This is a genomic window from Novilysobacter antarcticus, from assembly GCF_019802285.1.
In the GTDB taxonomy this organism is placed as follows: domain Bacteria; phylum Pseudomonadota; class Gammaproteobacteria; order Xanthomonadales; family Xanthomonadaceae; genus Novilysobacter; species Novilysobacter antarcticus.
In genome coordinates this window covers 239,371-260,068 of the sequence record NZ_JAIEUJ010000001.1, presented here as the reverse complement: position 1 = coordinate 260,068, position 20,698 = coordinate 239,371, and the positions used below count along the sequence as shown (strand labels likewise).

Annotated in this window: 21 protein-coding genes; 13 read left to right on the top strand and 8 right to left on the bottom strand. The window is 64.7% G+C overall.

The window, feature by feature from the left end:
* The first annotated feature begins 52 nt into the window (after positions 1-52).
* From KZ491_RS01250 to KZ491_RS01230, 5 genes are read left to right on the top strand one after another with little or no spacing between them, the layout of a single operon-like run.
* A complete protein-coding gene (locus tag KZ491_RS01250) occupies positions 53-841 on the top strand; it encodes a cytochrome C assembly family protein (RefSeq protein ID WP_222564065.1) in 789 nt (262 codons plus the stop codon).
* Positions 842-900: 59 nt separating this feature from the next.
* Positions 901-1,350, top strand: coding sequence for a MarR family winged helix-turn-helix transcriptional regulator (locus KZ491_RS01245; RefSeq protein WP_246606451.1), 450 nt, complete (start codon positions 901-903; stop codon positions 1,348-1,350).
* Positions 1,350-2,882 (top strand): efflux transporter outer membrane subunit, encoded by a 1,533-nt coding sequence (locus KZ491_RS01240; protein WP_222564064.1) that lies wholly within the window; start codon positions 1,350-1,352, stop codon positions 2,880-2,882. The genes KZ491_RS01245 and KZ491_RS01240 overlap by 1 nt, the downstream gene beginning before the upstream one ends.
* Entirely contained in the window at positions 2,879-4,087 is a 1,209-nt protein-coding gene (locus KZ491_RS01235) for an HlyD/EmrA/EmrK family protein (RefSeq protein WP_222564063.1), read from the top strand. The genes KZ491_RS01240 and KZ491_RS01235 overlap by 4 nt, the downstream gene beginning before the upstream one ends.
* A gap of 33 nt (positions 4,088-4,120) precedes the next feature.
* On the top strand, positions 4,121-5,686 hold the full coding sequence (locus KZ491_RS01230; protein WP_222564062.1) for a DHA2 family efflux MFS transporter permease subunit: 1,566 nt from the start codon (positions 4,121-4,123) through the stop codon (positions 5,684-5,686).
* A gap of 30 nt (positions 5,687-5,716) precedes the next feature.
* Here KZ491_RS01230 and KZ491_RS01225 read toward each other — a convergent pair whose 3' ends face one another.
* Complete coding sequence (locus tag KZ491_RS01225) at positions 5,717-6,868, bottom strand: 5-(carboxyamino)imidazole ribonucleotide synthase (protein WP_222564061.1); 1,152 nt, start codon at positions 6,866-6,868, stop codon at positions 5,717-5,719.
* Positions 6,865-7,368, bottom strand: coding sequence for a 5-(carboxyamino)imidazole ribonucleotide mutase (gene purE, locus KZ491_RS01220; RefSeq protein WP_222564060.1), 504 nt, complete (start codon positions 7,366-7,368; stop codon positions 6,865-6,867). Before purE ends, KZ491_RS01225 begins: the two co-directional genes overlap by 4 nt.
* A 121-nt stretch (positions 7,369-7,489) precedes the next feature.
* On the opposite strand from purE, the gene KZ491_RS01215 reads away from it, so the two are divergent.
* The 3 genes from KZ491_RS01215 to KZ491_RS01205 are packed head-to-tail and all read left to right on the top strand — an operon-like array spanning position 7,490 to position 8,933.
* Positions 7,490-7,759 carry a Trm112 family protein gene (locus KZ491_RS01215; RefSeq protein ID WP_222564059.1) on the top strand — a complete coding sequence of 90 codons (270 nt, stop codon included), beginning with the start codon at positions 7,490-7,492 and terminating at the stop codon, positions 7,757-7,759.
* On the top strand, positions 7,756-8,619 hold the full coding sequence (gene nadC / locus KZ491_RS01210) for a carboxylating nicotinate-nucleotide diphosphorylase (protein ID WP_222564058.1): 864 nt from the start codon (positions 7,756-7,758) through the stop codon (positions 8,617-8,619). The genes KZ491_RS01215 and nadC overlap by 4 nt, the downstream gene beginning before the upstream one ends.
* Positions 8,620-8,621: 2 nt before the next feature.
* The gene (locus KZ491_RS01205; RefSeq protein ID WP_222564057.1) at positions 8,622-8,933 is read left to right on the top strand and encodes a DUF3301 domain-containing protein; all 312 of its coding nucleotides are present in this window, start codon (positions 8,622-8,624) and stop codon (positions 8,931-8,933) included.
* Here KZ491_RS01205 and KZ491_RS01200 read toward each other — a convergent pair.
* The 6 genes from KZ491_RS01200 to KZ491_RS01175 form a co-directional block, all read right to left on the bottom strand.
* The gene (locus KZ491_RS01200) at positions 8,926-9,456 is read right to left on the bottom strand and encodes a ClpXP protease specificity-enhancing factor (protein WP_222564056.1); all 531 of its coding nucleotides are present in this window, start codon (positions 9,454-9,456) and stop codon (positions 8,926-8,928) included. The two genes, KZ491_RS01205 and KZ491_RS01200, sit on opposite strands and share 8 nt — an antisense overlap.
* A gap of 68 nt (positions 9,457-9,524) precedes the next feature.
* Positions 9,525-10,160, bottom strand: coding sequence for a glutathione S-transferase N-terminal domain-containing protein (locus tag KZ491_RS01195; RefSeq protein ID WP_222564055.1), 636 nt, complete (start codon positions 10,158-10,160; stop codon positions 9,525-9,527).
* Between the two features lie 182 nt (positions 10,161-10,342).
* On the bottom strand, positions 10,343-11,074 hold the full coding sequence (locus KZ491_RS01190) for a cytochrome c1 (protein WP_222564682.1): 732 nt from the start codon (positions 11,072-11,074) through the stop codon (positions 10,343-10,345).
* A 46-nt stretch (positions 11,075-11,120) separates the two neighbouring features.
* Positions 11,121-12,380 carry a cytochrome b gene (locus tag KZ491_RS01185; RefSeq protein WP_222564054.1) on the bottom strand — a complete coding sequence of 420 codons (1,260 nt, stop codon included), beginning with the start codon at positions 12,378-12,380 and terminating at the stop codon, positions 11,121-11,123.
* A gap of 3 nt (positions 12,381-12,383) precedes the next feature.
* Complete coding sequence (gene petA, locus KZ491_RS01180) at positions 12,384-13,049, bottom strand: ubiquinol-cytochrome c reductase iron-sulfur subunit (RefSeq protein WP_222564053.1); 666 nt, start codon at positions 13,047-13,049, stop codon at positions 12,384-12,386.
* Positions 13,050-13,203: 154 nt separating this feature from the next.
* Positions 13,204-14,094, bottom strand: a complete 891-nt coding sequence (locus KZ491_RS01175) for a lytic transglycosylase domain-containing protein (protein ID WP_222564681.1) — start codon at positions 14,092-14,094, stop codon at positions 13,204-13,206.
* A 172-nt stretch (positions 14,095-14,266) separates the two neighbouring features.
* On the opposite strand from KZ491_RS01175, the gene miaB reads away from it, so the two are divergent.
* The 5 genes from miaB to KZ491_RS01150 all read left to right on the top strand — a co-directional run bounded on the left by miaB (position 14,267) and on the right by KZ491_RS01150 (position 20,696).
* A complete protein-coding gene (miaB, locus tag KZ491_RS01170) occupies positions 14,267-15,664 on the top strand; it encodes a tRNA (N6-isopentenyl adenosine(37)-C2)-methylthiotransferase MiaB (protein ID WP_222564052.1) in 1,398 nt (465 codons plus the stop codon).
* A 110-nt stretch (positions 15,665-15,774) separates the two neighbouring features.
* Complete coding sequence (azu, locus tag KZ491_RS01165) at positions 15,775-16,221, top strand: azurin (protein WP_222564051.1); 447 nt, start codon at positions 15,775-15,777, stop codon at positions 16,219-16,221.
* A 68-nt stretch (positions 16,222-16,289) separates the two neighbouring features.
* Positions 16,290-16,973 carry a TetR/AcrR family transcriptional regulator gene (locus KZ491_RS01160; protein WP_222564050.1) on the top strand — a complete coding sequence of 228 codons (684 nt, stop codon included), beginning with the start codon at positions 16,290-16,292 and terminating at the stop codon, positions 16,971-16,973.
* A gap of 130 nt (positions 16,974-17,103) precedes the next feature.
* Positions 17,104-18,150, top strand: coding sequence for a DmsE family decaheme c-type cytochrome (locus KZ491_RS01155; RefSeq protein WP_246606450.1), 1,047 nt, complete (start codon positions 17,104-17,106; stop codon positions 18,148-18,150).
* Positions 18,151-18,164: 14 nt separating this feature from the next.
* Complete coding sequence (locus KZ491_RS01150; protein WP_222564048.1) at positions 18,165-20,696, top strand: MtrB/PioB family outer membrane beta-barrel protein; 2,532 nt, start codon at positions 18,165-18,167, stop codon at positions 20,694-20,696.
* The last annotated feature ends 2 nt before the right edge of the window (positions 20,697-20,698 follow it).

Sequence of the window (20,698 nt, the reverse complement as noted above, 5' to 3'; positions counted from 1 at the left end):
GCGGCGCGGTTGGCGTGAGCCAGCGGCGATCGCGTCGTGAGACACTTTGCCGATGACAATCGTTCTCATCAGCGTTCTGTTGTACCTGCTCGCGACGGGCCTGCTCGTCGCAAATTTCGCGGGCAGGGAAGCGGCCGGACGCGGCTGGCTGATGCCGGCGACTGGCGCGTTGCTCCTGCATGCCAGCACGCATATGGCTGCTTGGCGCGGCATCGGTGGCGCGGACATGCACTTCTACGCGGCACTCTCACTGGTCTCGCTGGGGATGGCGGCGATGACGGTGGTGGTGGGCGCCACGGGCCGGATGGCGGCCCTCGGCGTGGTGGTTTTCCCCTTGGCCATGGTCACACTGGTCGGCTATCACCTGCACGGCCATGTCGCGCCCGAGACGCTCGACTGGCGACTTCAGCTGCACGCCTGGACGGCGCTGTTGGCCTACGCGACGCTCGCACTGGCCGCACTGCTGGCGATCATGCTCTGGCTGCAGGAGCGCGCGTTGCGCCGCCGCAGCATTCATGGCTGGCTGCGTGCCCTGCCGCCACTGGTGGAACTGGAAATGCTGCTGTTCCGCACCATCACGGTCGGCTTCGTACTGCTTTCGGCGACCCTGCTCACCGGCGTGCTGTTCGTCGATGACCTGCTCGCCCAGCACCTGGTCCACAAGACGGTGCTCAGCGTGCTGTCGTGGTTGACCTTCGGCGCGTTGCTGGTGGGTCGTTGGCGGTACGGCTGGCGTGGCGCGGTTGCCGTCCGCTGGACACTGGTGGCGATGGTGCTGCTGGTGCTGTCGTTCTTCGGCAGCAAGTTCGTGCTGGAGCTGGTACTGGGGCGCGGCGACTGACGCGGCGAGCAAACTTGTTGCATTGACAACCATTTTTCCCGGAAACGATAATTCCCGGGATGACCTCCACCCTCCTCACCGGATCGACCCTCGGTCTGCTGTTCCGCCAGGTTCGTGATGCGATGTGGGCGAGGATGGCCCGCGAGTTGGAAGCCGCAGGCCACCAACTGACCTTCAGCCAGTACGCAACGCTCAAGCTCCTGGCCCAGCGTCCCTGCAATGCAGCCGAACTGGCGCGTTCGGTCGACCTCGACCGCGGCGCGATGTCGCGCTTGCTCGACCGGCTGGAAACCAGAGAACTGGTCGCACGGGTGCCCGACCCCAAAGACGGTCGCGCCTGGCATGTGGTCCTCACTCCCTGCGGCCAGGCGCTATGGAAGGATGTCAATCACTGCGGAACCAAGGTGCGCGAGTGCGCCCTGAATGGCCTGAGCGATAGAGAGCGCGAGCAACTCTCTTCGCTGCTCAACCGGGTGTGCGCCAACCTCTCCACCGACGAGTCCTGCTAATGAGTCCTGTCGTGTGCTGCCTGTGCCGCGGGTTCAGGCCATGGTTCTCCGTCGTCGCGCTGACCTTCCTGCTCGCCGCTTGTGCTAGCACGCATGGCCTTAAAGTGACCGGCACTTTGCTTGATGACGGGGACCTTCGGGCGGTGCGCACGATCGATCCGGAGCGGCTGTCACCCGCTGAGTTTCCCGCTCGGGAGTGGTGGAAAGCGTTTGGCGATCCGCAGCTGGATGCGCTGGTCGTCGAGGCATTGGAGGGCGCTCCAAGCCTGGACGCGGCCGATGCACGGGCGCGTCGCGCTAGCGCAGTGGCGGGTCTCGTCGACGCGCAGCGAAAACCCATACTCGGCGCCTCTGCGCAGGTCTCGGGATTGCAACTGCCCTCGACCGTCGCACCCGACGGGCTGGGCGGAGATTTCAACACCGTAGGCGTGCTGATGATGAAGTTGGCCTACAGTCCGGACCTCTGGGGCGGCAAGCGCGCCGCGTGGCAGGCCGCGCTCGGGCGCAGTAACGCCGCGCAGGTTGAGGCACAGGCCGCGCGTTTGACGCTCGCCGCCAATGTCACCAAGGCGTACATCGCCCTCGCCCAGGCATACCGAATGCGCGAGGCCGCCGGTACTGAGCAGGCACGCACCCAGCACCTGCAGCAGCTGGCGAGTCAGCGCGTCGCCGCTGGGATCGACAACCAGGCACAGTTGCACCAGATCGAAGGCAAAATCTCCAGCGCCCGCCAGGAGCTCCAAGCGGCCCAGCAGCAGATCGACAGTCTGCGCACCGCCCTCGCGGCCCTCCTCGGCAAGGGCCCGGACCGGGGCCTGGCAATCACCAAACCGGTTCTGCTGGACGCCTCCGTTCCCGCGCTTCCATCCGTTCTGCCCAGCGAACTGCTCGGCCATCGTCCCGATATTGTTGCGGCCCGCTGGCAGGTTGAGGCCGCCGCACAGGACATTAAGACCAGTCAGGCCGCGTTCTACCCGTCCGTCAACCTCAACGCACTTGCCGGACTCGCCAGCGGCAGCCTGTCCAGCCTCTTCAGCAGCGACGCGGTACTGCTGCAGGGTGGCCCGGCAATCAGCCTGCCGATCTTTGACGGTGGCCGGCTACGCAGCCAGTTGGCAGCCAGCAACGCCGACTACGACCTCGCCGTGGCCCAGTTCAACCAGCGCCTCGTGGACGCTCTGCGCGAAGTCGCTGACGCTCTCCAGTCCTCACGCTCGTTGCAGGCACGGCTGGCGTCGGCAACTGCCGCCCATGAGGCAGCCGACGCCGCGACCGAAATCGCCCAGCTTCGCTATGCGGCCGGGATCGGCACCCAGATGGATATCCTGGCCGCCCAGGCGCCACTTTACGAACTTGGCCAGCTCCTGGCCAACCTGCGGGCACAGCGTCTCGGCGCAATGGTCGATCTCCACGTGGGCCTCGGCGGCGGAGTCGATCCCGTTGCCCCTGCGCATTCCCCACCCGACAAGGACAGCGCAGGGCCCAGCGCGGCTGCTGCGGAACCCGCTCCCTCCAAGGCCGTTATCCAATGAGCACCGAATCCACTCCCGCCGCGCGACCCGCCACACCTGCGACGTCCGCCGCGAAGGGTATGCCCGGCAAGCGCCGGATGGCGTTGCTGATCGTGTTGGCCGTGGTCGTATTAACCGTCGCCGGTTGGCTGGCGTGGTACCTGCTGATCGGGCGCTGGTACGAGAATACCGACGACGCCTACGTGCAGGGCAACGTCGTCGCGGTGACCCCGCAGACGGCGGGCACGGTGGTCAGCATAGGCGTGGACGACGGCATGATGGTCACGGCCGGCCAGGTGCTGGTTCAACTGGACCCCCACGATGCGCAGATGGCCTATCAGCAGGCGGTGGCCAACCTCGCCGGCACGGTCCGCCAGGTCCGCGGGCTGTATAGCGCGGTGGATGCCGGCCAAGCGACGGTAGCCGCGCAGCAGGCTGCGTTGACGCGTGCCCGTGCCGACGTCGCGCGGCGCGAAGGGCTCGTCGCCAGCGGTGCGGTTTCCTCCGAGGAACTCGCCCACGCCCGCGACCAGTTGGCGGCCGCCGAAGCGGCTCTGTCGGTGTCGCATGGCGACCTGTCGCGCAACCGCGCGTTGGTGGACGCGACCACGGTGCAAAGCCAACCGCAGGTGCAGGCTGCAGCCGCCCGGTTGCGCCAGGCGTACCTCGACTCACAGCGCACGCAGATCCTTGCGCCGATCTCAGGCCACGTTGCCCAGCGGCACGTGCAGCTCGGCCAGCGCGTGCAGCCGGGAACGACGCTGATGACGGTCGTCCCCTCCGAGCAGATGTGGGTCGAGGCCAACTTCAAGGAAACCCAGCTCGCCAATATGCGCATCGGGCAACCGGTGGAAGTGCGAGCGGACCTCTACGGCAACAAGGTCACCTACCGCGGCACCGTGGGCAGCCTTGGCATGGGCACAGGCAGTGCTTTCGCGTTGCTGCCGGCGCAGAACGCCAGCGGCAACTGGATCAAGATCGTGCAGCGGCTGCCGGTGCGGATCAACCTGGAACGCGAGCAACTGGCGAAGTATCCGCTGCGGATCGGCCTGAGCATGAGCGTGGACGTGGATATCCACGACGACAGCGGCCAGGTTCTTGCCGGTGAACTGTCCACCGCGCCGGTCCTGAGCACCGCCGTCTACGCGGACCAGATAGGCGATGCGGACGCGCTGATTGAACGGATTGTGCAGGACAACCTCTCCCAGAGCGGCACCCGCGACTGATCCCCGGATCAGCGCGCACAGGCCACCTCTACCATGTCCACCACCACCGCCAGCGCGGGCGCGACGCCCGCCGCAGCCACCGGGTTCCAGCCGGCCAACCTGATCCTGACCACGATCGGGCTGTCGTTGGCGTCTTTCATGCAGGTGCTGGACCTGACAATCGCCAACGTCTCGCTGCCGACCATCGCCGGCAATCTGGGTGGTAGCGGCGACCAGGCCACATGGGTGATCACCTCGTTTGCCGTAAGCAACGCGATCGCGCTGCCGTTGACCGGCTTCATGACGCGGCGCTTTGGTGAGCGCCGCCTGTTCATCTGGGCCACCGCGCTGTTCTCGCTCGCTTCGCTTCTATGCGGACTGTCGCACAGCATTGGCATGCTGGTCGGCGCACGCTCGCTCCAGGGGTTCGTCGCCGGGCCGATGTATCCCATCACGCAGGCGCTGATGATCTCGGTCTATCCACCCCACCGGCGCGGTCTGGCAATCGCGGTTCTGTCGATGGTGACGGTGGTGGCGCCCATTGCCGGACCGATTCTCGGCGGGTGGATCACCGACAACTACAGCTGGGAATGGATATTCCTGATAAATGTGCCGATCGGGTTTTTCTGCAGTTTCGTGGTGGGTGCCCAACTGCGCGGCCGGCCGGAGCGGCTGGAAAAGCCACGCATGGACTATGTCGGACTGGCAACCCTGATCATCGGGGTGGGCGCGCTACAGATTGTGCTGGATCTGGGCAACGATGCCGACTGGTTCCAGTCCACGCGGATCATCGTTCTGTCGAGTGTGGCGGCGGTCGCCTTGGCGGTATTCCTGATTTGGGAGTTGACCGACCACGATCCGATCGTCGACCTGAAACTGTTCCGCCATCGAAACTTTGCCACCGGCACGATCGCGATGGTGCTGGCGTACGCGGCGTTTTTCAGCTTGAGCCTGCTGATTCCGGTGTGGCTGCAACGCAACCTGGGCTACACACCGATATGGGCCGGCTTCGCCACCGCGCCGCTGGGCGTGATCCCGATCCTGCTGACGCCGTTCATCGGTAAATACGCCATGCGCTTCGACCTGCGCCTGATCGCCAGTGCGGCGTTCGTGGTGATGGCCTTCACCAGTTTTGCCCGCGCCGGTTTCAATACCGAGGTGGATTTCCATACCGTGGCGATGGTTCAGCTGTGGCAGGGCCTGGGCGTGGCGCTGTTTTTCATGCCGGTACTGACCATCCTGTTGTCAGACCTGGCCCCTCACGAGATTGCTGCCGGCTCGGGGCTGACCACCTTCGTGCGTACTCTTGGAGCGAGCTTTTCGGCCTCGCTTACCACCTGGGGCTGGGGGCTGCGCAGCACGATTCACCATGCCGAGCTGACCAGCCATATCAGCGCCTACGATCCGGCGGCGCTGGAGACGGTAGAGGCACTTGGACGGGGCGATCTACAGCGTGGCGCGATGGTGCTTGATGGCCTCATCGAGCAGCAGGCGGTGCAACTCGGCTTCAACGATATCTTCCATTTGCTGGGGATCATCTTCCTGCTGGTGATCGCCTTCATCTGGCTGGCGAAGCCGCCGTTCGGAGTCAAGCCGGGCGCCGCACCACCGGGACATTGAGTCACGGCGAGGCGGCACGCGCAGTCGCCCTCAGCTGGCAGTCGCCTGCAACCGGGCGATCACCGGCGCGACCTGCTCCTGCCGACCCAGTGCGACACCCACTCGCTCCAGTGCCTGCGCGAGCTCCTGCCTGGAATCGGCGCGCAGGGTCGCATGCCCCACCTTGCGGCCTTCCCGCGCGGCCTTGCCGTAATCGTGCCAATGACCCGACGGCTCAGCCAGCACGGCCTCCGGCGCCGGCATCTTGCCGATCCAGTTGAGCATGCAAGCATGGCCGAGCATCCGGGTCGCGCCCAGTGGAAGGCCCAGCACGGCGCGCAGGTGGTTCTGGAATTGGCTTGTCTCGGCACCTTCGATGGTCCAGTGGCCGGAGTTGTGCACGCGGGGCGCCATCTCGTTGGCCAGCAGCTCACCGTTGCGACAGAACAGCTCAAGTGCGAACACACCGACGTAATCGAGCGCATCGGCCACCTTGCGGGCGTGACGGGTCGCCACTGCCGCCATTGCATCGCTTACGCTGGCCGGCGCCAGGCTGGCCGACAACACGCCATCGACGTGCCAGTTCTCCGTCACCGGCCAGCTCCGGAACTCGCCGTGGCGGTCCCGGACCGCGACCACGCTGAGCTCACGATCGAACTCGACGAAGCCCTCCAGGATCAGCCCGACCCTGGACGCCTGCGCGCCCAGCGCGTCCCACGCTGCATCGGCATCGTCGGACGAGAGCAACCGGAACTGGCCCTTGCCGTCGTAGCCAAGGCGTCGCGTCTTCAGGATGCACGGGGTGCCTACCTTCGCAATCGCCTCGTCCAGCTGCGCGCGGTTGTCGACTACCGCGAACGGCGCCACGGGAATGTCCAGCTCACCGAACAGGGTCTTTTCCGCCAGGCGATCCTGGGCGACGGCGAGCGCACGCGGGTTCGGAAACACCGGCACTCGCTTGAGCAGCGACTCAGCCGACGCAGACGGCACATTCTCGAAATCGAACGTGGCCACATCTGCGCGGGATGCGAATTCGTCAAGCGCCTGCGTATCGGCGAAACTGCCGGCCACCATGGGCGCCACCTGCGATGCGCACGCATCCGCCGCGGGGTCGAGAACGACAAACCGCACCCCCAACGGCGTACCTGCCAACACCATCATGCGCGCCAGCTGGCCGCCGCCAAGGATGCCAACCGTCTTCATTGGCGAGGATCGTCGCTGCAGATGACATCGGCGGTCTGGCGCGCGCGGAAGGCATCCAGCGCCGCGGCCACATCGGCATGATCGGCGGCCAGCATCGCCGCCGCGAACAGTGCGGCGTTGGCCGCGCCGGCGTTGCCAATAGCGAAGGTGGCCACCGGCACCCCGGCCGGCATCTGCACAATGGACAACAGCGAGTCCATGCCATTGAGCGCCTTGCTCTGGACCGGAACGCCCAGGACCGGCACAACCGTCTTCGCCGCCAGCATGCCTGGCAGGTGCGCGGCGCCGCCTGCGCCGGCGATGATCGCCCGCAGGCCACGCCCGGCCGCGGTGGCGGCATAGTCGAACAGGACATCAGGCGTGCGATGCGCGGACACCACCCGGACCTCATGGGCGATTCCCAGCGCCTCCAGCCGCTCGGCCGCGTGCTGCATCGTCTCCCAGTCGGAACGGGAGCCCATCACAAGGCCGACCAGCGGCGCCTGCACGGTGTCTGTCATGGTTGGACCCTACGGCAAAACGGTATTCTACCGGGCACACACGCAAGCGCCATGGGCGCGCGCGTCCCGCCAACACCGTCCGCCGCGCACCCGCGGACCGACCACTGGAGAAACCGGCCCGATGGACCGCAAACTGCTCGACCTCCTCGTCTGCCCCACGACCCGCCAACCCCTGGCGATGCTGGACAGTCGCAGCCTGAAGTCGCTCAACGAGGCGATCGCCCGCGGCGGCGTGCTACGAGGTGACGGCAGCCAACAGACCGAGCCGCTTCGCGAGGCCCTGGTGACCCGCGATCGCGCGCAGGTCTATCGCGTGGACGACGGCATCCCGGTACTGCTGGCAGAGGAAGCGATCGCGTCCCGGCAGGTGGAAGGATTCCCGTCGGCATGAGCGAGCCCCTGCGCGCCCCTGATTGCGTGGCCGAAGACGTGTCCCGCGCACTGGCGGAAGACGTCGGCAGTGGTGATGCGACTGCCTCGCTGTTGTCGGATCATGCCGACTCCGCCTACCTGCTGTGCAAGGAAGACGCCGTCGTTTGCGGCCGTCCCTGGTTCGATGCGTGCCACCGCGCCCTGGATCCTGACGTCCGCATCCAGTGGCATGTTGCGGAAGGCGACCACGTTGCGGCCGGAACCGTCCTGGCCATTCTGGAGGGTCGCGCCCAAGCGCTTGTCACCGCCGAGCGTACGTCGCTCAACTTCATGCAGACCCTTTCGGGCACGGCAACCACCACGGCCCGCCATGTCGCCGCCGTCGCTGGCACCGGCACCCGGATCCTGGACACCCGCAAGACCATTCCGGGACTGCGCCTGGCGCAGAAATACGCCGTCCGCACCGGTGGCGGCGTGAATCATCGGATCGGGTTGTTCGACGCGGTGATGCTGAAGGAAAACCATGTCCGCGCGGCCGGTTCGATCGCTGCCGCGATCCAGGCCGCCCGGCGGATGCAACCGGACCTGCCGCTGATTGTCGAAGTGGAGACTCTGGTGGAGTTGCGTGAGGCTCTGGATGAGGGCTGCGACCGCATCCTGATCGACAACTTCGACGCGGCGAAACGACGCGAGGCGGTACGCATCAACGCGGCGCATGCCCGGCCCGCGCCACTGGAAGTCTCGGGCGGTGTCGAGCTTGCCGGACTGCGGGCGATCGCCGAAGACGGCGTGGACTTCATCTCCATTGGCGCGCTGACCAAGCACATCCACGCCATCGACCTCTCACTCAAGCTCGGCCCACCGCCGATGGCGGGCTGACCATGCCCACGATGCTGATCGTGATGATTGTCGGATCAGTGGCGTTTGCTTTCTGGAGCGCAGGCCGGGGCGCCGCCGAGCGCGCGGAGGTGCTGGGCCGGGAGGCTTGTTCAGCGGCCGGTGTACAGCTGCTTGACCAGACGGTGCACGTGATGGGCATGCGCCTGTACCGCGGCGATGACGGCTGGCTGGGATGGGAACGAACCTTCCGGTTTGATTACTCGCGCGACGGAGAGGACCGCCATGCCGGCCGCCTGGTGCTGCGCGGCGGCCGGATGATCTCCTTTGTCGGCCCCGTGGATCAGACTATTTGACGACCCGAAGGTGCCCGCCACGGCGGGGACCGGAAGGATCGGTTCCGTCGCCATCGGGCTCAGGATCGTGGTCGCTGTCATGACTGTGGTCAGCGCTGGACGCATCGCTGGGAACCGCGCTCAGCGCGGGCCGTGGTGTGGCCGCAGCGTCGGGCGTGCCGTGCGTGCCGTCTCCAGCGGCCGGCCCCTCGCCCGTCTCTTCCGGCAGCACCATGCCCTGCCCCGTCTCGCGGGCGTAGATGGCGACGACCGCATGGGTCGGCACGGAAATCGATTGGCTCACACCGCCAAACCGCGCGCTGAAACGGATCAGCTCGTTGGTCATCTCCAATCCGGAGACGGCCTGCTGGGCGACATTCAAGACGATGCGCCCCTCGCTCACCGCATGCAGCGGAACCTGCACGCCGCTGCGGGTCGCGTCGACCAGCAGGTGCGGCGTCATTTCATTGTCGGCGATCCACTCATACAGCGCCCGCAACAGGTACGGACGATGACTGGTCATCACTGGGGTTTCGTCGTTCATGCGGCCAGTTTAGAACACAGACCGTGATTCCGGGGCCGGCGCCCTGTGTCGATACGGCAACTGCCGACTCAGACCGGCAGTTCGTTCAGGCGTCGCTCCTGCTCGGTCAGGCTGCGGGCAAAACCGGGGTTGCGGAAAATGCGGCTGCCGTAATCCTCCAGCGCCTTGGCATCCTTCGGCAGGGCGACGCCGAGCGAGGGCAAGCGCCATATGATCGGCGCCATCGCGCAGTCGGCCAGGCTCATCTCGTTGTTGAGGAAGAACTTGAAGGCCTTGAACAACGGGACGGATGCAGTCAGGAGTTCTTTCAGACGCTTACGCGCTGCTTCGGCTTGGGGCTTGGTGCCCATCTGGATCGCCTGCACCTGGGGCACCCAATCATGCTCCAAGCGCAAGGTCGCCAGGCGCAGGCGCGCACGCGACAACGGGTCAACAGGCATCAGCGGCGGGTGCGGATAGCGCTCGTCGAGGTATTCGCTGACCACGCTGGCTGCGTACAGCACCAGGTCGCGCTCGACCAGGGTCGGCACCGAGTGGTACGGGTTGAGGTCGATGAGGTCCTCCGGCGGATTCTGCGGATCCACCGAAATCAGGTCGTAGGTAACGCCCTTGGACGCCAATACCAGCCGGACTCGATGACACAACACGCAGTCATTTGAGGAGAACAGGGTAAGGGCATTACGCATACGTGGGCTTGACGCCATTTTCGACCTCTCCAACGCCCGGAATCCGCCGGACGCAAGACGCTGACCACCCAGCGTGGACAGTCGTCACGGCCCCAACTACCGCCGACCATGGACCACTTGAAAGCGGCCATCCCTGACCGCTTTCATCGCGCGACCGCGGCGCTTCCCGCGCCGGAGCCACGCCGTGGAACCGGGTTGACTCAGTGCACGTCCCGCCAGTACTCCTTGTTGAGCAGCCAGGCGAAGAACGTGAACACCGCAAGAAACAGGATCACCCAGACGCCGATCCCCGGGCGCTTGAGGATCGCCGGCTCTCCGGCGTACTCGAGGAATGCTGTGATGTCGCGTACCGACTGATCGAACTCCTGCGGGTCCATCGTGCCTGGCTGGGTCACCTTGAGTCCGGTGATCGCGCGGTCGCCGCTGGCATCCGGCGCGCCGTATTCGGCGTGCTGCAGACCCTGCATCTCCCAAAGCGGGTTTGGCATGGCGACATTCGGGAAAAGGCTGTTGTTCCAGCCCAGTGCCGAGGTGTCATCAAGATAGAACGACTTCAGGTAGGTATACAGCCAATCGGCACCACGCACCCGGGAGATGACACTCAGATCCGGTGGCGTGTTGCCAAACCACTCCGTGCCACTCGCCGCGGGCATGGCGGTTTCAATGTGGTCGCCGAACTTGGCATCAGTGAATACGAGGTTTTCCATCACCTCGTCCTGAGTCAGGCCAAGGTCATCGGCCATGCGCGAATAGCGCAGGTATTTCAGGGAGTGGCAACCGGCGCAGTAGTTCAGATAGAGCTTGGCGCCGCGCTGCAGTGACCCGCGGTCGTTGAGATCCGTATCGGCTTGCTGCAGTGCGCCACCACCGGCGGCGAAGGCAGCGGCCGACACCAGCAGGCCGGCAACGAAGAGGGCGAATTTGGCAACCATGTTCGATTTGACCGTGGTAGAGCGCGGAGTGAGGGAGATCGACGGACTACTCATGGGTCGTCACCCGCTCTGGCACCGGCTTGGTTTTGTCGATCTTCGTCCACAGCGGCATGGTGATGAAGAAAGCGAAGTACAGGAACGTCAGCACCCGACCGATCTGGGTCTCCACCGGGTCGGTACCCGGACCGGCGCCGATCTTGCCCAGCCAGATGAAGCAGACCACCAGCATCGTCAGCATTGCCTTGGTGATCCAGCCCTTGTAGCGGACCGAGTTGACCTTGCTGCGGTCAAGCCAAGGCACCGCGAACAGGATGGCGATCGCGCCGAACATCACCATCACGCCGCCCAGCTTGTCGGGGATGACCCGCAACATCGCGTAGAACGGGGTGTAGTACCAGACCGGTTTGATGTGCGCCGGCGTCACCAGGCGATTGGCTTCCGTAAAGTTGTCATGCTCCAGGAACCAGCCACCAAAGGCCGGCGCAAAGAAGATGATGAACGCGGCAATCATCAGGAAGAAACCGATGCCCACCAAGTCGTGCACGGTGTAGTACGGATGGAACGGAATGCCGTCCGCGGGCTTGTTGGGATCCCAACGGTTGCCCTTGGGACCCTTCTTGATGTCCACGCCGTCGGGGTTGTTGGAGCCCACTTCATGCAGTGCACCCAGATGCAGCACGACCAGCAACAGCAACACCAGCGGCAGCGCGATCACGTGCAGAGCGAAGAAGCGGCCAAGTGTGGCGTCTGATGGCAGGTAATCGCCCATGATCCACTCGGTCAGACCGGGCCCGATCACCGGGACCGCGCCGAACAGCGAGATGATGACCTTCGCCCCCCAGAACGACATCTGGCCCCAGGGCAGCACGTAGCCCATGAAGGCTTCTGCCATCAGCACCAGGTAGATCAGCATGCCGAGGATCCACACCAGCTCGCGCGGCTTGCGGTACGAGCCGTACATGAGGCCGCGGAACATGTGGATGTAGACAACGATGAAGAACAGCGAGGCACCGGTGGAGTGCATGTAGCGGATCAGCCAGCCCCACTCCACGTCGCGCATGATGTACTCGACCGAGGAGAACGCCTCGGCGGCGCTGGGCTTGTAGTGCATGGTCAGGAAGATCCCGGTAAGGATCTGGTTGACCAGCGCCACCATGGCCAACACGCCAAAGTAGTACCAGATGTTGAAGTTCTTCGGCGCGTAGTACTCGGTCATGTGCTTGCGGTACACCGGCATCATGCCGGGCGCACGCTCGTTGACCCAGTCCATCACGCCATTGGCGCCGCGGATGAAGATGTTCGCCATGGCTCAGGCTGCTCCCTGGTTGGAAGAGGGATCGAGGCCGATCACGATGGTGTTGTCGTCGGCATAGAAATGCGGCGGCACCAGCAGGTTCGTCGGTGCGGGAACGCCGTCGTACACGCGGCCGGCCATGTCGAACTTGGACTTGTGGCACGGGCAGAAATAGCCGCCCTTCCAGGCCGTGTCGAACGGTTCGGGCCGGATTTCCGCCTTCATCTCCGGCGAGCAGCCCAAGTGCGTGCAAAGGCCAACGAGTACCGACACTTCGCGCTTGATCGAGCGCAGCTCGCGGAACTCGCCCAGCACGTACTCGGGTTGCTGGTCCGGGTTCTCCGACTGCGGATCACGCAAGTGGTCGTCCAGGGTCGGCAGCGCCTCCAGAATCGCCTCGGTGCGGCGCACGATCCAGATCGGCTGGCCGCGCCACTCGCGCACAAGGCGCTGGCCGGGCTCCAATGGCGTGATGTCAACAGTCACCGGGGCACCGGCCTGCTTTGCCCGCTCGCTGGGGTTCCACGACTTGATGAAGGGCACAGCGGCAACGCCGGCGCCAACAGCGCCAATAACGGCCGTGGTCGCGGTCAGGAACCGGCGACGACCCTTGTTGACGGGTTCGCCGACGGGATCACCGACAGGCACATGTTGAGGATCATTGACCCCTGGGTTGGTCATCCGGCACTCCGCAAAGCTGGTAGTCGAAGCTCCACCGCGCACCCGGCACCACTGGCGACGGATGGCGGCTCATAAAGACGTGGAAGTGTAACGGATGGATGAACAGCCCGACAATCGAAAGTGCCAGCGGTCCACGACCTGCCCGTTACAAACGTCAATTGGTCGCGCGGTAGCGCTCGGCCAATACACCCACACGCTGCACGTAGCGCTGGGTTTCACTGTACGGCGGAACGCCCTTGTACTTGTCTACCGCGCCTTCGCCCGCGTTGTAGCCCGCGGCCGCCAGGGTAAGGTTGCCGTCGAAGCGCTTGAGCAGCCACGCGAGGTACTCCACCCCACCCTGGATGTTCTGGGCGGCATCGAAGGCATTGCTGACCTTGAAGCGACGCGCGGTGGCTGGCATCAACTGCATCAGGCCTTGTGCGCCCACCCGGGACAGCGCATTGGGGTTGAATGCCGACTCGGCGTGGATGATCGCGCGCACGATCGCTTCGTCGATGCCGTGCGAGCGGGCGGCCGCGGCGATCTCGTCGCGGTAGGCCTCCCGGTTCAACCGCACGTTACCGAAATTGACACCTGGCGCAGAGCCGCAGGCAAAACAGGTTTCCACGTAGCTGTAGGCAATGGTCCGTACCGGGCTGGCGCTCGCCACACCCTTGGGCCGGGTACTCGTGTAGTGACGCACACCATCCTTGATATAGGAATAGACCTGCCCCTGCACCCTGCGCGAGCTGCCCGCGCCGGTCTTGACCGGACTGATGGGGGCGGCGTTGGTGAGGAAGGTCGCAGGCGCAGACGGATCGGGCGCCGGGTTTGCGGTCGCGTTGCTCGGCTCCGGAGCGGTTGACTGCGCGGCGATGGCGGGTACGGGTGCGCGGGAAGGAGCGGGATCAGTGCTGACGGCACGGCACTGCGCACCGGGGACGCGCTTGCTGACGTAGCTGCGGGCTCCGTCGGGCGCCTCACAGCGGTAGACGCTGCCGGCAACGGCAGGAATTGCGGCCAGCGCAAACGCCAGGCCGATGACTAGACTTAACCCCCTCATGAACGGGAGTTTCACCTTTCACACCGACTTTGCCAAGTGTGCGCTAGCGAAAACGGGACCCCCTTCGCGCTCCTCGGCCGTTAGACTGACGCAACCTTCCTTTCACAGGCCCGGCGTGTACGCCCTGCTTCGCTGTCCTGAAGCAATCTTCGCCCGCCGGCTCCGGACCGCCATGACCGACTTCCCTAACTCCCAGCCCATCGCCGAGGAGCCTGCACCGGCAACGGCGCCGCGAGGCAAGCTGTTCATCGAGACCCACGGGTGCCAGATGAACGAGTACGACTCGGCCAAGATGGCCGACGTGCTTGCCGCCTCCGACGGCTTGGAACTGACCAGCAACGCGGCCGACGCCGACGTGATCCTGATCAATACCTGCTCGATCCGGGAGAAGGCACAGGACAAGGTGTTCAGTCGGCTGGGGCGCTGGAAGTCGCTGAAGAAGGACGGCAAACCGGTCCTGATCGGCGTGGGCGGCTGCGTGGCCAGTCAGGAAGGCGACGCCATCATCAAGCGGGCGCCCTATGTGGACCTGGTGTTCGGACCGCAGACCCTGCACCGCCTGCCCGAACTGATCCGTGACCGGCGCGAGTCCGGCCTTCCCCAGGTCGACATCAGCTTTCCGGAGATCGAGAAGTTCGACCGTTTGCCCGAGCCGCGCGCAGAAGGTCCCTCCGCTTATGTGTCCATCATGGAGGGCTGCAGCAAGTACTGCAGCTTCTGCGTGGTGCCCTACACCCGCGGCGAAGAGGTCAGCCGACCGTTCGAGGACGTGCTGGTCGAAGTCGCCCAGCTCGCTGCGCAGGGCGTGCGCGAGATCCACCTGCTCGGGCAGAACGTGAATGCGTATGCGGGCCTGATCAGCGGCGAGGACGGCCAGGCGGAGATCGCCGACCTCGGCCTTCTGGTGCGGACGATCGCCCAGATTGACGGGGTCGAGCGGATCCGCTTCACCACCTCGCATCCACTGGAGTTTTCCGACTCGCTGGTCGAGGCGTACCGCGACGTCCCGGAGCTGGCCAACTACCTGCACCTGCCAGTCCAGGCTGGCAGCGACCGCGTCCTGGCGGCAATGAAACGGGGCTATACGACGCTCGAGTTCAAGCAGAAGATCCGCAAGCTGCGCGCGGTGCGACCGGACATCTCGATCTCTTCGGACTTCATTGTCGGCTTCCCCGGCGAGACCGAGGCCGACTTCGAGAAGACCATGAAGCTGATCGAGGACGTCGGTTTCGACCAGTCCTACTCCTTTGTGTATTCGCGTCGTCCCGGAACGCCGGCGGCAGACCTGGAGGACACCACCACAGACGCCGAGAAGCACGCGCGGCTGGCCCGACTGCAGGCGGCGATCAACGACAACGCACGGCGCATCAGCGAGTCGATGCTCGGCAGCACCCAGCGGGTGCTGGTGGAAGGGCGATCCCGCCGCGATGCGAACGAGCTGACGGGCAAGACGGAGAACATGCGCTCGGTCAACTTTGCCGGCGACCCGTCGATGATCGGCCAGTTTGTCGACATCGTGGTGACCGACGTGATGGCCAACTCACTGCGCGGACGGGTGGCGTCGCCTTGAGCTTCTGAGCGGCGTTGTGCCCTTAGGCTTCACCTCCACGAAATGTAACCGGCGTTACGGTAGGGGCCCGATTTGGCGCTCCCGCCAAGCCAGCCAGAAAGGATACCGCCATGATCCGTCCCCTCGCCCTCGCTCTGCTTCTGTCGTTGGCGGCGCCCACGGCATTGGCCTCTACCTGCTCGGTGGATCTGGAAGGCAGCGACGCGATGAAATACAACCTCTCCCAGATCGATGTGAGCAAGTCCTGCAAGTCGTTCACCATCAATCTCAAGCACACCGGCAAGCTGCCGAAGAATGTGATGGGCCATAACGTGGTGATCGCCAAGCCGGCCGACATGAAGGGAATCGATGCCGACGGCATGAAAGCCGGGATCGACGCCGACTACGTCAAGGCCGGCGACACACGCGTTATCGCGCATTCGAAGGTGGTTGGCGGTGGCGAGAGCACGTCTGTCAGCTTTGATCCGGCCAAGCTGACCGCCGGGCCATACTCGTTCTTCTGCAGCTTTCCCGGCCATTCGGCGATAATGAAGGGCGCGATCAATCTCATTCCTTAAGCGGTTCCGGTGACGACAGGCGAAATACCACTGCATCGGCAGCTGTTCGAATCGGCTGGTCAGCCGAAATGACCTTACCGATGGTTCCGGGACGGGGGCGCAGTGCCCCTCTGCCGCTTGTGTCATCGCCGCGGAGTGCCAAGCTGCGCAAGCGCGGTGAACAGCGGGTCGACCGCTTCGTCGAGGCCGCCACCGCAATTTTCCTGGAGAAGGGCTACCGCCGGGCACGCCTGAGCGACATCGTCCGACGCGCCGGGGGCTCGCTGTCGACCCTGTACGACACCTTCGGCAACAAGGAAGGTCTTGCCCACGCCATCATCGAGCGCCAGGCCGACCGGTTTACCCTCGTTTTCCACGACGTCTGCTTGACCACCCTTCCCGCCGACGAAGGTCTGCACCGTTTGGCGAAGCACTTTGTAGAGGCGATGGTGTCGCCCGAATCGCAGGTCCTGCATCGCTTGATCGTTGGCGAGGGTCCGGCGTTCCCGGCATTGCGCGACTGGTACTTCGACCACGCGGTTGTGCCCAATAACCAGCTGCTGGCGGGGTATTTGCGACACCACCGTGACAGTGGCGCCCTGGTGCTTCCGCAAGGTGCGGACGTGGCCGCGCAGCAGCTGGGAATGCTGATGACCGGCGATCTGGTGCTGCGGATGTCAAGCGGGCATTCGCTTCTGCCCGATACCGACGCGGCGGTAAAGCTTGCTCTCGCAGGCGTGGACACCTTCCTAAACGGCGCCCTGCCGCGCTGATCGATTGCCGGTGGGCGCGATTTTCTGATTGACGAACGCTGAACGCTGCCTTTATGGTGCAGGTGTAATTCCAATTACGCGAGCTCACGGCCGCAAAGCGGCGCGCCAGCAAAGGTGGAATTCGATGCGCATGTTCCTGACCCTCTTGGTCATAGCGATCACCGCGCTTGTCGTGGCCGGCTGGCAGGCCCCCGTGGCGGCGCAAAGCACGAGCGTCGACAATCCGCATCGACTCCCCTCCACCCACTTTGGGGGTGACGGGCCGGTCGCAGCCCACGGCTTCAACGTCCCACCGGGGTTTGCCGGTGCGCGGGTGGCCAACAACCCGCTGGCAATGGATGCGACGCCAATTGGAGCGGCCACGTGCACCGCCTGCCACTCCCGCGAAGCGCAGAATTTCGCCCATACCACCCACGCGCTGGGCATGCAGGTCGCGGAGGCGGCCGATCCCCAGACTCCCACCTGCGAGACCTGCCATGGACCAGGGTCCAGACATGCCCAGAGTCCCACCGCAAAAGGCTTGATCATCGCCTTCAGCCATGAAGGCGGTAGCGCCATCGGCACCCAGACCGCCACGTGCCTGGGTTGCCACTCCGGTGGCCCGCGCGACCAATGGGCCGGCTCGGTCCATCAGCGCAACGAGCTGTCGTGCAGTGACTGCCACAATCCGATGGCGCGGTTGTCGGCCGAAGGCCTGATGGCCAAACCCTCGATCAATGAGACTTGCGCCACCTGCCATACCGACATCCGCCAACAGTTCAACCGTCGCTCCCACATGCCGCTTCCAGAAGGGCAAATGGCGTGCGTGGACTGTCACAACCCGCACGGCGGATTCAACAACGCGCTGATCAAGACCGACACGGTCAATGAGACGTGCTACCAGTGCCACGCCGAAAAGCGCGGCCCGTTCCTGTTCGAGCACGCGCCGGTGCGCGACAACTGCCTCAACTGCCATACGCCGCACGGCTCCAACCAGCACGCACTGCTGGTCGCGCCGGTGCCCATGCTGTGCCAGCAGTGCCACTCGCACGTACGCCATCCCAACGACCTGCTCACTGCCCAGTCCCTGGGCACGGGTGGCGCGCCTGACGAGCGCCTGATGGGGCGAGGCTGCCTTTCCTGCCATGCGCAGGTCCACGGTTCCAACAATCCATCCGGACCACGACTCCACAAATAAGGGAGGGCCGCGCCATGCACGGACATCCACGAGCGCTGCTGCTGGCGTTGTCCGGACTTGCGTTGTGGCTGGGTACTACCTCGCTACTCCATGCGCAAAGCAGCGGCAGCGGCATTGATCTGCAATTTGGCAGCGAACTCGATGCGGCAGGCCTGTGGGCGAGGGAGTGTGACCGCGCAGGGATGACCTGGCTCGCCGGCGACGCCAAGCGTACGCCAACGGGTCACTCGTACGGCTGCGTGCCGCGGCCTTACGGAATCGACACCGATTCTGGAACTATCTGGCAGGGCGGAGGCGTTTTTTCGGCCGGCTATCTGCACCTCATCGGCGATGAAACCAACGCTCAGTGGCGGCGCTTCAGCGATTGGGAAGACGGACTGATCCTCGCGGCGAATTTTCGCTGGGTACGCCGCGATCAGGGACGCTATGTGGACTTTCGGGCCAACCGGATCGGTCCGGACAGCCAGTACTACCGCGCCGTGTTCGGGCAGGCCGGAAAATTTCGGGTGCAGGCTTTCGTGCGTTCACAGCCCAACGTGCTCAGTGGCAACGCTCGTTCGATCTGGAACGGCGTCGGCAGCAGGCACCTGACCCTGACTGACGGACTCACGATCAACGGCAGCACCGCTGCCCAAGTGAGCCAGGTCTCCGCCGCGCAACCGCTGCAGACCTTGAAGGTGGTACGCGACAAACAGGGCCTGGGTATCGAGTACCTGCTGACGAGGCAGTGGGTGGCGACTTTCAACGCAAGCCACGAGTCACGCGAGGGCGCGCGACCTTTCGGGGGGCCTTTTTTCTTCAACTTTCCGTTCCCTGACAACGGCGGCATCTACGAGATACCGCGCCCGATCGACGACAGCACGGTCAACGTGAACGCCGGACTGCGCTTCGTCAGCCGGGACTGGCGGATGCAGCTCAGCTATTCGGGCTCGTTCTTCCGCAATGCGTACACCGGTTTCGACTACGAGATCCCCTACAGCACCTGGGCCGTAGTACCGGGGGTGGTTACGCCACAGATCCCGCTGGGCCAGTTTTCCTACGAACCCGACAACGATTACCACCATCTGTCTGCGACCCTGAGCCGGCGAACGCGTTGGCAGGGCGATTTCTCCGTCAAAGCCGCCTTTGGCACGTCTAGACAATCCGACCGCCTGCTTCCACCCACCAACTGCCAGGGTCAGATCGGCATCCCGATTCCGGGCTTTCTGTATGACTGCGCCGACTGGAACACCACAGCGGCCTTGTCACAACAAAAGGCCGATCTGGCGATCAATACGCAGAGACTTGACCTGCGCTGGGTCCTCCAGCCCACCAGCAAGCTGAGCTGGCAGAACACCGCGAAGTTCCATCGCCAGGACTATTCCGGCACCTACTGGGCATACAACCCGCTGACCGGACAGTACGGCTACATTGCCGAGAACGGCGCGCAGGGCAGCGTGGTGCCTGGCGAAATGGGCGTCTGGGACCCCGGGGTGAATGCGTCCGTCCCGACCCGCGTGCGCAACCTGCCGCTGGACAAGGAAATCTGGGAGGCGGCCACGGCCCTCACCTGGCGTCCGAACAGCAAAAACACGCTCGGCGCGGGTTTCACGTTCACCCGGACCGAGCGCACCCATCGTGAATTCGCCACGACGCGCGACAACGTGCTCGACCTCAACTGGAGCAACCGGGCGATCAACTGGCTCAACGTTCGCGCGAATTACTCGTTTCTCGATCGTTCCGGGCACGACTACCAGTACAACCCCTACAAGTTTACTTTTTCCATGGACCTGCCCGGCTATGTCGCGCCGCCGGGCGGCACGCCCGCACATACGATCGCGCAGCTTCGCAAGTACGACGTCGGCGAGCGCGAACAGCACAAACTCAGCGTGATGGCGACGGCAGCCCTGCCCCGGCAGATGACCCTGAGCGGCACCGTCCGGGGCAACTGGAACGACTACGACGCCCAAGTGGGTCGACAGAAACTCGACACGCTCGGAACCAGCGTGCAATGGGACTGGCAACCAGCAGCAGGAAAAGCAGCCGGTGCGTGGTACGGCTACGACGAATCCGACCTGGTGTTTGCCAACGCCAACGACGTGTTCATCACTGCCGATCCCAACCTGGGCGGTGCCACCTATCTGGACAGCGGCCGCTGGAGCACCAACGACAAACAGCGCAACCATTATGCCGGGGCGAACTGGTCGCAATCGATCGGCAGGGCACGCCTCGACGCGTCCTGGAACTGGACCTACACCCGGGGCACGACCCGTTACGACTTCGCCTCCGCGGATGCGCTTGCCTACCCGCAACTGGTCGCAAGCGCGACCGGCGCTTACCCGCCGATGATCTACCGCTCCAACGCGCTGAGCCTGTCGCTCTCGATTCCGATCAACCCGCGTGTGGGCCTGCGCCTGTTCAATACCTATGAGCGTGCGCGGATTTCGGACTGGCACTACCTGGGCTTCGACCAAAGCCGTGTCTACGACCACCGGGTCTACACCGACGGCGGTCCGATGGACTACGGCGTCAACATGTTCGGCGCAATGGTGGAGGTGCGGCTGTGAAT